Consider the following 12,662-nt stretch of genomic DNA (forward strand, 5'->3'; position numbering starts at 1 on the left):
CGGGGACCGCGCACGCGGCCTCGAGGAAGGAGAGAGTCATGGTGGAGTCCACCCCGACCGAGGTGACCGCCCTCTACGGCGGCCCGGCCACCCGCCGGATCCGCACCCGCGACCTGATCGCCGCCAAGGAGCGCGGCGAGCGGTGGCCGATGCTCACCTCGTACGACCAGTACACCGCGTCGATCTTCGACCAGGCCGGCATCCCGGTGCTGCTGGTCGGCGACTCGGCGGCGAACAACGTGTTCGGCTACGAGACGACCGTCCCGGTGACCGCCGAGGAGCTGCTGCCGCTGGTCCGCGCGGTGGTCCGCGCCACCCGGCACACGCTGGTCGTCGGTGACCTGCCGTTCGGCTCGTACGAGGAGGGGCCGACGCAGGCGCTGCGTACCGCCGTGCGGTTCATGAAGGAGGGCGGCTGCCACGCGGTGAAGCTGGAGGGCGGCCGGCGCTGCGCGGCGCAGATCGCGGCGATCACCGGCGCCGGCATCCCGGTGATGGCGCACATCGGCTTCACCCCGCAGAGCGAGCACGCCCTCGGCGGCTACCGGGTGCAGGGCCGCGGCGACGCCGCCGACGAGGTGATCGCCGACGCGCACGCGGTGGCCGAGGCGGGCGCGTTCGCGGTGGTGCTGGAGATGGTGCCCGGCGAGGTGGCCAAGCGGATCACGCACGAGCTGCGCATCCCGACCGTGGGCATCGGCGCCGGCCCGGACACCGACGCCCAGGTGCTGGTCTGGCAGGACATGGCCGGGCTGCGCGCCGGCAAGGCGCCGCGCTTCGTGAAGCGCTACGCCGACCTGGCCGGCACCCTCGCCGACGCCACCCGCCGGTTCGCCGACGAGGTACGCGGCGGCGACTTCCCCGCCCCCGAACACACCTTCTGACCCACCACCGCCGCAGAGATCTTGGTAGGGGATGGCTCCTGGAGGGGCGGTTCCCTACCAAGATCCGGGCTGGGGCCGGCGGGGGACGATGTCTCCCTCACCTGGAACGCGGTCGCACCGACCGGCGCGGTCACCTGGCCCACCTCCGACGACGTCCGGCTGGCCTGGCGTGCCGAGCCGCTGCCCGACCTGGCCGCGCTGCCCGGCCGCCGCCGCATCCCGCTCCCACCGCCGGCATCCTGATCGGGGCGGGGTCCGCGCGGATCAGAGATCGGTGACGCGGATGCCGGCGTGCGCCTTGTAGCGCTTGTTGATGGCGATCAGGTTGGCGGTGAACGCCTCGATCTGGTGGGCGTTGCGCAGCCGGCCGGCGTAGATGCCGCGCATGCCGGGGATCCGCGCGGCGAGCGCCGCGACCACCCCGGCCACCTCCCGGTCCTCGGTGCAGATCAGCACGTCCAGGTCGATCCGGTCGATCTCCGGGTCGGCCAGCAGCGGGGCGCTGACGTGGTTGAACGCCGCGCAGACCCGCGAGGACGGCAGCAGCCCGGCGGCCTGCTGGACGGCGCTGCCCTCGGGCACCGGCAGCGCGTACGGGCCCTGCTTGTCGAAGCCGAGCGGGTTGACGCAGTCGACGACGATCTTGCCGGCGAGCGGCTCGGCGAGCGCGGCGACGGTGGCCGCGTGCCCGTCCCACGGCACCGCGATGACGACGATGTCGCTGCCGCGGGCCACCTCGTCGTTGTCGGCCCCGGTGACGCTCGTCCCGGCCGGTACGCCCGGCAGGGCGGCGATCTCCTCGGCGGATCGGGCGGCCCGCTCGGCCGACCGGGAGCCGATCAGCACCCGCTGGCCGGCCCGGGCGAACCGGTAGGCGAGCCCCCGCCCCTGGTCGCCGGTCCCGCCGATGATGCCAACGGTCAGCCCGGACACGTCGGGCAGTGCGCTCGCGTCGTATGCCATGCGGTCATCCTCGCAAACCCGGCGTCCCGGCAGCACCGTCCGGCGCTGTGACAAACCCCGCTACCCCGTGCGGCCCGGGTGCGACGCGGTCAGGCGCGTTCGAAGACGACCGAGCGGGCGGCCGGGTCGGCGGTGACCAGCCGGACCCGGATCCGCTCGCCGAGCGGCAGCTCGCCGAGACAGCGGGCCCGCACCGGCGGGTCGTCCAGCGCCACCGTGCCGCCCGGCGGCCGGCCCGCCCGGGCGCGGCCGTTCGGTGGCGCGTCGACGTCCAGCACCGCGGCGTCGAAGGTCTCCCCCACCCGGTGCGCCAGCAGCACCGCCTCGGCCAGCTCGATGGCGCCGCGGGTGGCCGCCGAGGCGGTCCGGTCGGTCACCGCCATCGCCTCGGGCAGCCGGGGCAGCGCCGCGCGGACCCAGTCCGGCACCGGCCGGCCGGCGTGCAACGCCAGGCAGACCTCCGTGGCGTACCGGTCGGCCAGCCGCCGCAGCGGCGCCGTGACGTGGGCGTACGCGGCCGCGACCCCGCCGTGCCGCGGCTGCTCGGGGGACTCGCCGTCGAAGGCGGTGTACGCGGCCCCGCGCATCAGCTCGGCGGCCTGGTCGACGAAGGCGGCCGCCCGGGGTTGCCCGGCGTCCAGCCCGGCGAGCACCTCGCCGGGGCCGGCGTCGTCCGGCCAGTGCACGCCCAGCGGGGCGGCGGCGGCCCGCAGCCGCTGCACCGCCTCGGGCTTCGGCGCCGGCATCGTACGCAGCAGACCCACCCCGCCGGCCAGCATGATGTCGGCGGCGGCCATCCCGGTCAGCAGCGAGATCTGGGCGTTGTGCTCCTCCATCGGCACCGGGCCGCGCAGCACCAGCCGCCAGCCGTCGCCGTCGGCCTCCACGTCCTGCTCGGGCAGCGGCAGGTTGATCGCGCCGCGGCGCAGCCCGCGCGCGGTGAGCAGCGCGCCCAGCTCGGGCAGCAGGGCGATCGGGTCGGGCAGCCGCCCGGCGTCGGCGTCGGCCTGGACGCCGGCGTAGTCGAGCTTGGCCCGGCTGCGCACCAGCGCCCGTTCCAGGTGGACGACGACGGTGCCGCCGTCGGCGTCCAGGTCGATCGTCCACACCACGGCTGCCCGGTCGACGTCCGGCAGCAGGCTCGCCGCGCCCTCGCTGAGCGTCTCCGGGTGCAGCGGCACGTTGCCGTCGGGCAGGTAGACGGTCTGCCCCCGCCGCCAGGTCTCCTCCTCCAGCGCGCCGCCGGGGCGGACGTGCCCGGCCACGTCGGCGATCGCGTACCGCACCCGGTAGCCGCCGCCGGGCCGGCGGGTGAGGCACATCGCCTGGTCCAGGTCGCGCGACTCGGCCGGGTCCAGGGTCACGAACGGCACGTCGGTGCGGTCGACGCCCGGGCGGGGCGAGGCCGCCGCGGCGGCGTCCGCCTCGCGCTGCGCGGCGACCGGAAACTCCTCGGGAAGTCCCAGCTCGCGGCGCAGCGCGCCGAAGTCGATGCGGGGCGCGAGTACGCGTCGGATGACCACGGGTCCATCCTGACAGCGCGGCGGTTGATCCGCTTCCCCGGCGCGGGCCGGTCGGTCAGCGCCGACCGGTCACCGCGGCAGGTCAGCCGGTGGCCTTCCGGGCCGTGGTCCGGGTGCCGCGGGCCACCCCCGTCCGCGTGGTCCGCTTCGCCGGCGCCTTGGCCGCCGTGGTCCGCTTCGCCGGCGCCTTGGCCGCCGTGGTCCGCTTCGCCGGCGCCTTGGCCGCCGTGGTCCGCTTCGCCGGCGCCTTCTTGGCCGTGGCTGCCTTGCGGGCGGCGGTCGAGGAGGTCGCCGTCGCCTTCTTCGCGGGCGCCTTGCGGGCCGGGGCGGTCTTCGCCGCGGCCTTGCGGGCGGTGCCGGTCGGGCGGGTCGGCGCCGCCTTCTTCGCGGTGGTCTTCTTGGCGGCCTTCTTCGCCGGAGCCTTCGCCGCCGTCGTGGTCTTCTTCGCCGCCGTCGTGGTCTTCTTGGCGGCCGCGGTGGTCTTCTTCGCCGTGGAGCTGACCTTCCGGGCCGCGGTCGAGGTCTTGGCGGGCGCCTTCTTCGCCGCCGCCGCGGTCTTCTTCGCGGTGCCGGTGGTCCGGGTCGCCGCCTTCTTGGCCGGTGCCTTCGCGGCTGCCTTCTTCGCCGCGGTGGTGGCCTTGGCGCCGGCCTTCCGGGCGGGGGTCGTCTTGGCGGTCTTCTTCGCCGGCGCCCGGCCGGCGCCCGCGGTCGCCTTCTTGGCCGCCGTCGTCGAGGCGGCCCGGCGCGCGGGCGTGGTGCGGCTCGCGCCGGTGTTCCGCTCCGCCGCGGCGGTCTTCTTCGCGGTGGTCCGTTTCGCGGCCGGGCGGGTGGCCTTCGGTGTTACGGCCATCTCGGTTCCCTCCTTGGGGACGTGCTCTCGCACTCGCGGAGCACGCGGTACCTCGACGCGGGCCGTCCCGCGCCGCTCATCTGTCCTCCCCGGCCCAACGGGCGTCCTCGGCGTCCCACGCTTCGTTACGCTCCCGCACCCGCTGCAGGGCGTTCTCGGCGTCGGCGGCTGAGGCGTACGGTCCGAGAACGTGCTTGGCAGGGCACACGTCGGCATCGGTCTCGACCCGGTGGTGTCGGGTGCACCAGTAGTAGTGCCCACCACTCCCGCTGTCGCTCATGAGATCACTGTGCACCGCGAATCGCCCGGCCGCCACCGGAACACCGCAAATCTCCGTTCGTCTCCACAGTAGACGTGCTACCTGTCCCGGTGGGCCGGAACTGCGGAGACAGGTACCGGTCGATGCCGTCGTACGACCGGGGCGCGGGACCGGGCACGGGCCGCACCGTGGCGGGCGGCGACGAACCGGCCGGCTCCGCCGGGGCTAGGGTCGGCGGATGGGCGTACCGGACTACATCCTGCGGATGCGCAAGCACGTCGGCCACGACCTGCTCTGGCTGCCGAGCGTCAGCGCGGTGGTCCGCAACGCCGCCGGCGAGCTGCTGCTCGGCCAGCGCGCCGACGACGGGCGCTGGTCGGTGGTCAGCGGCTTCGTCGAGCCCGGCGAGCAGCCGGCCACCGCGGTGGTCCGCGAGGTGTACGAGGAGACCGGCCTGGACGTCGAGCCGGTGCGGCTGAGCAGCGTCGTCTCGCATCCGCACAGCTATCCCAACGGCGACCGCTGCGAGTACCTGAACCTGGGCTTCCACTGCCGGCTGCTGGGCGGCACGGCCCGGGTCAACGACGACGAGTCGGTGGCCGTGCGCTGGTTCCCGATGGACGCGCTGCCGGCGCTGGACGCGCACGCCCGTACGGTCGTCGCGCACGCCCTGGCCGACGAGTCCGCCGCCTGGTACCTGCCGCCCGGCACGACGTGGACCGACGACTGACCGCCCCGCGGAGCGGCCCCGCCGAACCGGCGGGCCACAATGTGGCGTGGACAGCGAGGTGCGCCGCTACCTGACCGATCTGGTCGGGGTGGCCCGGGACGTGCTCGGCGCCGACCTGGTCGGCGGGTACGCCGCCGGCTCGGTCGGTCTGGGGGCCTACCAGCCCGGGCGCAGCGACGTCGACGTGGCGCTGGTGTGCGCGCGGCCGCTGGACCCGGACCGCAAGCGCCGGCTGGTGGCCGGGCTGCGGCACGAGTCGCTGCCCTGCCCGGCGCGCGGTCTGGAACTGGTCGTCTACACCGCGGCGGCCGCCCGCTCCGGCACCCCGGAACCCGGCTTCGAGGTGGAGTTGAACACCGGGGCGCGGATGGACATCCGGGTCACCTGGCACCCGGACGAGCGGCCCGCGGCGGACGGCCGGTTCTGGTACGGGCTGGACCGCAGCATCCTGCACGAGTGCGGGCAGGCGCTGCTCGGGCCGCCGGCCGCCGAGGCGTTCGGCGACCTGTCCCCGGCGGACCTGCGCCGGCTGCTGGTGGACGCGCTGCGCTGGTGGCTGGCCCTGCCCACCCCGCCCGGCGACGGCCCGGCCCCCGGCGCCGAGGACGCGGTGCTCGGCGCCTGCCGGTCGCTGGCGAAGGTGCGGCACGGCCGGTGGATGTCGAAGGTCGCGGCCGGTCGCCGGCTGCTCGCCGACGGCTGGGTGGCCGGAGTCGGCGGGCCGGGCGGCCTGATCGAACGGTCTGTCGCGGCCCGCGCCGGTGGCCCGCCACCGAGCGGCCCCGAGGCCCGCGCCTTCCAGCGGCGCGTGCTGGCCGAGATCAGCGGCGTCGCGGAGTGACGCCGGGGCCCCCGCGGCTGCTACCCGCCGGGGCCCCACCGTCGGCCGGTCAGCCGGCCACCCGCTCCACCGGGATCCACAGCTCCGCGTCCGCCTCCTTGCCGTCGGCGGAGAGCCGGGTGCGGGAGATCTCCGGCCCGGGCCGGGCCCGGTACGGGTTGGACGGGAACCACTGGGTGAAGACGTCCCGCCACAGGTACTGCAAGGCCTGCGGGAACGCCCCGGAGGTCTCGAACACCGCCCAGGTGCCCGCGGGCACGGTCGACGCGTCCAGGTCGGCGGGCGCGTCGGCGCCGGTCACCACCGCGTGCCAGTAGTCCAGCTCGGTGCCCTCCGCGCGGCTGCCGGCCAGGTTGTCGCTGACGTTGACGATGCCGGCCGGCTCCTGGTCGGACAGCGACTCGATGCGGCGTACCGTCTCCGGGTCGATGCCCTTGACGAAGGCGACGATGGCGGGATTCATCCCCTCGTGCACCAGCGGCACCCGCGCCTTGCGGCCCACCAGTTTGAACTCGTCCTTGCGCACGATCCGGTATCGCATGCTGCTACTCCCTTCCACGACGAGTCGGAAGGACATCCGGGGCTGGGAGCGCAGTGCCGCCCCCGTACGCCGGGCCTCGCCGGGGCCCACGCCGTGCACGGCCTGGAACGCCCGGGCGAACGCCTCGGTGGAGCCGTAGCCGTAGCGGACCGCGACGTCCAGCAGCGTCCGCTCCCCCGCCAGCACCTCGGCCCCGGCGACGGTGAGCCGCCGGCGGCGGATGTACTCCGACAGCGGCATGCCGGCCAGCGCGGAGAAGAGCCGCCGGAAGTGGTACTCCGACGTCACCGCGATCCGTGCCAGCTCGGTCACCTCGATCCGCTGGTCGAGGTGGCGCTCGATGTGCTCCATCGCCTGGTTCAGCCGCTCCAGCACCCGGTCTCCTTCCCTTTCGAGCAGCAACGCTAGGTGGGGTGACCTGGTGCGGACCCGACATCCGGTGCCCGGATCGATCGGGGTGCCGGCGGATCGCGCACGGGCGTGCCGGCCGGGGCGGGGCCGGGCGCGGCGGTGTCAGGGCCAGGTCTTGGCCTGGGCGTCGAAGACCTCCGGCGGGCTCTCCACCGGCAGGACGCAGACCAGGTGACCGCCCGGAACCCGCAGCACCCGGCATTCCTGCCACTGCGTCACCTCGGTGGCGCCGAGGGCGACCAGCCGCGCCGTCTCGGCCTCGACGTCGTCGGTCTCGAAGTCGAGGTGGAAGCGAGGCGTGTCGTCGACCGACTGCACCGCGGTGACGATCCCGGGCAGCGCGTCGTGCAGACCGATGAACTGCGGGTACTGGGGGTCGACCTCACTGCGGACGCCGAGGGCGGCGGACCAGAACGCGGTCGCCTCGGCGGCCTCGGCTTCGGGGGTGTCGATGAGGAGGGCGTAGACCCGGCTGCGATGCATGCGACGCAAGCGTAGTGGCTCGGGCCGGACCTGTCCGTCCTCGTCCGGGCCGTCCTGGTCAGGCTCACTCGACCACCTTGTGCAGGAAGGCGGTGACGCTGGCCAGGGTGCGCTCGACCTTCTCGTCCAGCGTGATCGACTCGTCGATCCGCCGGCCGGCGTTCTTCTTTCCGCGCAGGTAGAGCGAGCAGGCCAGGTCGCTGCAGATGTACGCGCCCACGGAGTTCCCCTGCCGCCCGTCCTTCCCGGCCTTGCGCGCGGTCATCAGCGAGACGCCGTCGCCGGTGTGGGTGGTCAGGCAGAACGAGCACATGCTGCGCCGCACGCGCCCGGTCTGCGGCGCCACCCGCAGCGCCACCCCGACCAATCCGGCACCGGACTCGGCGACCAGGTAGGCCCGCTCCGTCGCCGACCCGTCCCGCCAGCCGAGGAAGTCGAGGTCACCCCAGGGGTGCTCGGCCAGATCCTTCGGCACGGCCAGGCGCTTCGCCTCGCCCTTCGTGCAGTTGACGAAGGAGGCACGGATCACGGACTCGGTGAGGGGTAGCATAGGAGCCAGCCTAATTCTATTAGGCAACTACATAAAGTGACTAGGTGTGGAGTGCGGCACATGACGCGTGCGGGGCTGACCCCGGAACGCCTGACCCTCGCGGCGGCGGAACTGGCCGACGAGATCGGCTTCGAGAACGTGACCGTCTCGGCGCTCGCGCGCCTCTTCGGCGTCAAGGACGCGAGCCTGTACTCCCACGTCAGGAACGCGCAGGACCTGCGGATCAGGGTGGCGCTGCTCGCCCTGGCCGAGCTCGCCGACCGGGTCGCCGACGCGCTCGCCGGCCGCGCCGGCAAGGACGCGCTGGTGGCCTTCGCCAACGCCTACCGGGCCTACGCGAAGCGGCATCCGGGCAGATACGCCGCGATGCAGCAGGAACTCGACCCGGAGACGGCGGCCGCCAGCGCCGGCCCCCGGCACGCCGAGATGACCCGGGCGATCCTGCGCGGCTACCACCTGTCCGAGCCCGATCAGACGGACGCGGTACGGATGATGCACAGCACGTTCCACGGATTCGTGAGCCTGGAGCGGACCGGGGGTTTCCGCCACCATCCGCGCACGGCGGATGCCTCGTGGTCCAGGACCCTGGACGCCCTCGACGCCCTGCTCAGAAACTGGCCGCCGCAGTGATCCTCGGGTGACGGAAGGGCGCAGCGGCGGTCGGGCAGCACCTGCCCGGCACACCGTGCGCCCGCCGGTCAACACCCCCGCCGATCAGGGTGGACCGTCGTGCCAGGTCAGACGTCGAGGAGAGCCTCGTCGAACCAGACATCCTCATAGCCGGGAGCAAGCACCACACCCCAGCCCGGCGGCAGGGCAAGGTACGGCCCGAGCTCGGGCACGTGTTCGTCCAGGTGCTCCACGTGCAAGGGCGCGAAGAACGTGTCGTCGTCCTGGGGTATGGCAGGGCCACGCCACACGAACCAACCATTGCTGCCGCCGGCGATCGGGTGCCGCAGCGCGTTGAGCGGCTCCAGGTCGCGCGGCCGCGACAACGCGAAGCCGACCATCGTCCGCCGTCCGAGCGGCACGGGCTCGACCGCGAAGCGTCGGCACACATCGCGTTGCGCTACCGAGATCCCGGAGTCGGGCGTACGTCGAAGCCAACCGAGCATGTCGCCCATCATCCGAGGACAGAGCGTCAGAGATCAATCGGCGTACGGCGGTTGCCGGTGGGTGGTCGCCGGCGGCTCCGGCCTCGCGTCCGCTTGATAGGCAATTCACCGCTTGCCTATAGTGGTCCGCATGGGTGACCTGTACCAGGCACTGGCCGATCCCACGCGCCGGCAGATCCTCGACGAGCTGACCGACCGTGACGGCCAGACCCTGTTCGAGATCTGTGGCCGGCTGGCCACCAAGCACCAGGTCACGTCGTCGCGCCAGGCGATCTCCCAGCATCTCGACGTCCTGGAGGCCGCCGGCCTGATCGTCACCCGCCGGCAGGGCCGCTACAAGTTCCACCACATCGATGTCCGGCCGTTGCACTCCATCGCCGAGCGATGGCTGCGGCCCGAATCCCCACAGGAGACGACATGAAGATCCACCTGACCAGCGTGTACGTCGACGATCAGGACAACGCGCTGCGCTTCTACACCGAGGTGCTGGGCTTCGTGAAGAAGACCGACGTGCCGCTGGGTGAGTACCGTTGGTTGACCGTCGTCTCGCCGGATCAGCCGGACGGGGTCGAACTGCTGCTGGAGCCCGACGCGCACCCGGCCGCCAAGGCGTTCAAGGAGGCCCTCGCCAGCGACGGCATCCCCCTCACGCAGTTCGCCGTGGACGACATCGCCGCCGAGCACGACCGGCTGAAGCAGCTCGGGGTGGTGTTCACGCAGGAGCCCGCCGACATGGGCGCGGTGATCACCGCCGTGTTCGACGACACCTGCGGCAACCTCATCCAGATCGCCCAGCCGAAGTAGTCGACGCCGGCCCGGACGTGGTGAGCGGCTGAGCCGAGCGGGTCCCGGTGGCGCGCGGCTGGTTGTCCACCAGCTGTAGCTTGCCGACCATGCGGTGGGTCCGTCGGATCGCGGTGGCCGGGATCGTCTGGTGTGCGGCCCTGCTGGCAGCGTCGGCGCTGCTGGAAGGAATCCCGCCGCCCACGCCCATCGCGGCGGCGGGGCTGCTGCCGGCGCTCCCGGCCTTCGTCGTCACCCTCTTCGCTGCCAGACGTCTCGAGCGCAGAGAGACCGGTAAGGCGCGCGGCTCGGCGTCCTGGGCGTGGCGTCTGGTGCGCGAAGCGATGCCCGGGTGGGCGCTCATCGCGAGCCTGCTGCTGTTCGTCGGCTTCTGGGTGGTCGGAGCCACCTCGGGCCCGAGTGTGCAGGAGTTGGGCGCCGGAACGTACGCGGCGCAGAAGCATGGCCGGTGGACGGTCATCAGTAAGGCTCAGTACCTGCGCTTGAAGGCGCAGAACCAGCGACTTCTCGTCTCGGTGCCGGGTGGCTTCTGCGTGTTCGCCGCCGTCGTCTCCACCGCCCTGCTCCGCCGGGAGGCGCGGCACGAGGCGGTGCGCCCGCCGTCGTAGGCCCGCCGGGAGCAGGCGTTCCACTGATCGCCACGAAGATCATGCCAAGAACTCGTTGCAAAGACTTTTTTGCAAAGTTATCTTGGCATCATGACCGAGGATCCCCACAAGCCTGGGTACGACTCCACACAGGACGTCGTTCTCGACGCGCGGACGCTACGCGGGGTAGCCCATCCACTGCGCCTGCGGTTGCTGGGCTCACTGCGCCATGAGGGACCGCAGACCGCCACCCAACTGGCCGCCCGACTCGGCGAGTCCAGCGCAGCGACCAGCTACCACCTCCGCACACTGGCCGCGCACGGCTTCGTCACCGACGCGCCCGAGCTGGGCCGGGGCCGGGAACGGTTCTGGCGCGCCGTGCACCGCTCAACCTGGTTCGACACTCCCGACCGGGACGCGCCGGAGCGTGAACTCGGCGAGGCGTACCTGCGCGCGGTCGCGCGGATGTACGCGGAGAACGTCGAGCGGTCCATCACCGAGCTGGCCGACTGGCCGCAGGAGTGGGTCCGGGCGACCAGCATGAGCGACCTCACCGTGAGCCTGAGCGCCGCCGAGGCGCAGCAACTCGCCGACGACATGATGGCCCTGCTGGTGCGGTATCGGGACCGGGCAGACCGGGCCGGTGACGGATCGGAACGCGTCGCGATGACCACCCAGTTCCAGATCTTCCCGCGGCGCGGCCAGCTGGACGCGCTGTTGGCGACGCGAACCGCGTCCGGAGGCGGGACCCCGGGTGATGACTCGTCCGCCGGCGCGGCCGACGACCCCTCCGGTGCCACGGACGGGGACCGACCATGAATCAGCGGTCCGCGTACGGGTTGCTCGTCGCCCAGGCGGTCTCGGTCACCGGCACCCGGATGTCGGTCGTGGCGGTGCCCTGGTTCGTGCTGCAGACCACCGGCGACGCCCTGCTGACCGGCGTCACCGCGTTCGTGGAGATGGCCGCTCTGGTCGCGGCGCGCATACTCGGCGGACCGCTGGTCGACCGGATCGGGTCGCGGCTGGCCAGCGTCGGCGGTGACCTGATCGCCGGGCTCGTGCTCGGCGTGGTGCCCCTGCTGTACGCCGCCGGCCTGCTCGGCTATCCGGTCCTGCTCGTACTGGTCGGCATGGTCGGGCTGTTCCGCGGGCCGTCGGACAACGCGAAGTACGCGATGGTGCCCGACGTAGCGGCCACCGCCGGCTGGAGCAACGAGCGTGCCGCCGGGCTGGCCGACAGTGTGCACCGCCTCGGGTCGCTGATCGGGGCGCCGCTGGGCGCGGTGCTGATCGCGCTGATCGGCGCACCCGCGGTCATCGCGCTGGACGCGGCCAGCTTCCTGCTCGCCGCCGCGCTGGTGGCGACACTGGTCCGGGTCCGGCGGGCCGAACCCGACCCGGCCGAGGCGGGCCACCGCACCGGTGTCGGCGGCTACCTCGCCGACCTCGGGGCCGGGCTGCGCTTCGTCCGGCGTGATCCGCTGCTCCGGGCGATCGTCGCGATGGTGCTGCTGACGAACCTGCTCGACCAGGCGATGACGGCGGTGCTGATCCCGGTGTGGGCGGCCGAGCGCTTCAACGACGCCGCACCCGTCGGGCTCGTGTTCGGCTCGCTGAGCGCCGGCGCCTTCGTCGGGTCGCTGCTGGTGTCGGTGTACGGCGCGCGACTGCCGCGGTGGCGCACGTACGCCCTGGCCTTCCTGTTCGGCGCCGTTCCGCGGATCTTCGTGCTGGCGCTGCCGGTCGGACTGCCCGTCATCGCGGGCGTCGGGCTCGTCGGCGGGGTGCTGATCGGGGCCATCAACCCGCTGCTGTCCGCCGCGGAGTTCGAACGCATCCCGGCCGCGCTGCGGGCGCGGGTCCTCGGCGCGGTCGGCGGCCTGGCCTGGGCCGGTATCCCGCTCGGCGGGCTCGTCGGCGGCGTGCTCGCGGCCACGCTCGGCGCCACCGGCGGCATCCTCGTCGTGGGCGCGGCGTACCTGCTGGTCACCCTGGACCCGCTGGTCCGCCGGCGCACCTGGCGGCTGATGGACCGGTCCGCCCCGGCCCCCGCCCCGGTCTCCGTGCCAGCCTGACGGTGCCGTCAACACCCACAAGCGCCGAAACGTGACCGGGTCGCAG

General features: G+C 73.5%; 18 protein-coding genes. 10 read left to right on the forward strand and 8 right to left on the reverse strand.

From position 1 onward, the window contains the following. The first annotated feature begins 38 nt into the window (after positions 1-38). Positions 39-884, forward strand: a complete 846-nt coding sequence (panB, locus tag FHX32_RS01580) for a 3-methyl-2-oxobutanoate hydroxymethyltransferase (protein ID WP_167178807.1) — start codon at positions 39-41, stop codon at positions 882-884. Between the two features lie 21 nt (positions 885-905). Further along, positions 906-1,127: a hypothetical protein gene (locus tag FHX32_RS01585; RefSeq protein WP_167178809.1), complete on the forward strand. Its 222-nt coding sequence runs from the start codon at positions 906-908 to the stop codon at positions 1,125-1,127. Positions 1,128-1,148: 21 nt separating this feature from the next. Here FHX32_RS01585 and npdG read toward each other — a convergent pair whose 3' ends face one another. From npdG to FHX32_RS01605, 4 genes are all read right to left on the reverse strand, one after another. Further along, positions 1,149-1,847, reverse strand: coding sequence for an NADPH-dependent F420 reductase (npdG, locus tag FHX32_RS01590; RefSeq protein WP_167178811.1), 699 nt, complete (start codon positions 1,845-1,847; stop codon positions 1,149-1,151). A gap of 89 nt (positions 1,848-1,936) precedes the next feature. Next, the gene (locus FHX32_RS01595; RefSeq protein ID WP_167178813.1) at positions 1,937-3,370 is read right to left on the reverse strand and encodes an RNB domain-containing ribonuclease; all 1,434 of its coding nucleotides are present in this window, start codon (positions 3,368-3,370) and stop codon (positions 1,937-1,939) included. Positions 3,371-3,452: 82 nt separating this feature from the next. Then, the gene (locus FHX32_RS01600) at positions 3,453-4,220 is read right to left on the reverse strand and encodes a histone (protein WP_167178815.1); all 768 of its coding nucleotides are present in this window, start codon (positions 4,218-4,220) and stop codon (positions 3,453-3,455) included. Between the two features lie 76 nt (positions 4,221-4,296). Next, on the reverse strand, positions 4,297-4,500 hold the full coding sequence (locus FHX32_RS01605) for a hypothetical protein (protein WP_088997489.1): 204 nt from the start codon (positions 4,498-4,500) through the stop codon (positions 4,297-4,299). Positions 4,501-4,717: 217 nt separating this feature from the next. On the opposite strand from FHX32_RS01605, the gene FHX32_RS01610 reads away from it, so the two are divergent. Both FHX32_RS01610 and FHX32_RS01615 read left to right on the forward strand, forming a co-directional pair. Next, the gene (locus FHX32_RS01610) at positions 4,718-5,209 is read left to right on the forward strand and encodes an NUDIX hydrolase (protein WP_167178817.1); all 492 of its coding nucleotides are present in this window, start codon (positions 4,718-4,720) and stop codon (positions 5,207-5,209) included. A gap of 46 nt (positions 5,210-5,255) precedes the next feature. Then, entirely contained in the window at positions 5,256-6,050 is a 795-nt protein-coding gene (locus tag FHX32_RS01615; RefSeq protein ID WP_167178819.1) for a nucleotidyltransferase family protein, read from the forward strand. Positions 6,051-6,099: 49 nt separating this feature from the next. Here FHX32_RS01615 and FHX32_RS01620 read toward each other — a convergent pair whose 3' ends face one another. From FHX32_RS01620 to FHX32_RS01630, 3 genes are all read right to left on the reverse strand, one after another. Further along, complete coding sequence (locus tag FHX32_RS01620; protein WP_167178821.1) at positions 6,100-6,966, reverse strand: AraC family transcriptional regulator; 867 nt, start codon at positions 6,964-6,966, stop codon at positions 6,100-6,102. Positions 6,967-7,104: 138 nt separating this feature from the next. Then, positions 7,105-7,485 (reverse strand): VOC family protein, encoded by a 381-nt coding sequence (locus FHX32_RS01625; protein ID WP_167178823.1) that lies wholly within the window; start codon positions 7,483-7,485, stop codon positions 7,105-7,107. A 64-nt stretch (positions 7,486-7,549) separates the two neighbouring features. Continuing rightward, the gene (locus FHX32_RS01630) at positions 7,550-8,035 is read right to left on the reverse strand and encodes an FBP domain-containing protein (RefSeq protein ID WP_167178825.1); all 486 of its coding nucleotides are present in this window, start codon (positions 8,033-8,035) and stop codon (positions 7,550-7,552) included. 60 nt (positions 8,036-8,095) lie between these two features. Between FHX32_RS01630 and FHX32_RS01635 the strand changes: the two genes are divergently transcribed. Continuing rightward, positions 8,096-8,665: a TetR/AcrR family transcriptional regulator gene (locus FHX32_RS01635; RefSeq protein WP_167178827.1), complete on the forward strand. Its 570-nt coding sequence runs from the start codon at positions 8,096-8,098 to the stop codon at positions 8,663-8,665. Between the two features lie 107 nt (positions 8,666-8,772). On the opposite strand, the gene FHX32_RS01640 is transcribed toward FHX32_RS01635, so the two are convergent. After that, positions 8,773-9,159, reverse strand: a complete 387-nt coding sequence (locus FHX32_RS01640; RefSeq protein ID WP_486480869.1) for an immunity protein Imm33 domain-containing protein — start codon at positions 9,157-9,159, stop codon at positions 8,773-8,775. A gap of 121 nt (positions 9,160-9,280) precedes the next feature. Between FHX32_RS01640 and FHX32_RS01645 the strand changes: the two genes are divergently transcribed. The 5 genes from FHX32_RS01645 to FHX32_RS01665 all read left to right on the forward strand — a co-directional run bounded on the left by FHX32_RS01645 (position 9,281) and on the right by FHX32_RS01665 (position 12,616). After that, complete coding sequence (locus FHX32_RS01645; RefSeq protein ID WP_167178829.1) at positions 9,281-9,571, forward strand: winged helix-turn-helix domain-containing protein; 291 nt, start codon at positions 9,281-9,283, stop codon at positions 9,569-9,571. Next, the gene (locus FHX32_RS01650; RefSeq protein WP_167178831.1) at positions 9,568-9,954 is read left to right on the forward strand and encodes a VOC family protein; all 387 of its coding nucleotides are present in this window, start codon (positions 9,568-9,570) and stop codon (positions 9,952-9,954) included. The genes FHX32_RS01645 and FHX32_RS01650 overlap by 4 nt, the downstream gene beginning before the upstream one ends. Positions 9,955-10,043: 89 nt before the next feature. Next, positions 10,044-10,562, forward strand: a complete 519-nt coding sequence (locus FHX32_RS01655; RefSeq protein WP_167178833.1) for a hypothetical protein — start codon at positions 10,044-10,046, stop codon at positions 10,560-10,562. Between the two features lie 90 nt (positions 10,563-10,652). After that, positions 10,653-11,360 (forward strand): winged helix-turn-helix domain-containing protein, encoded by a 708-nt coding sequence (locus FHX32_RS01660; protein ID WP_167178835.1) that lies wholly within the window; start codon positions 10,653-10,655, stop codon positions 11,358-11,360. Then, entirely contained in the window at positions 11,357-12,616 is a 1,260-nt protein-coding gene (locus tag FHX32_RS01665) for an MFS transporter (protein WP_167178837.1), read from the forward strand. The genes FHX32_RS01660 and FHX32_RS01665 overlap by 4 nt, the downstream gene beginning before the upstream one ends. The last annotated feature ends 46 nt before the right edge of the window (positions 12,617-12,662 follow it).

It is taken from the genome of Micromonospora sp. CNZ280 (assembly GCF_011759515.1).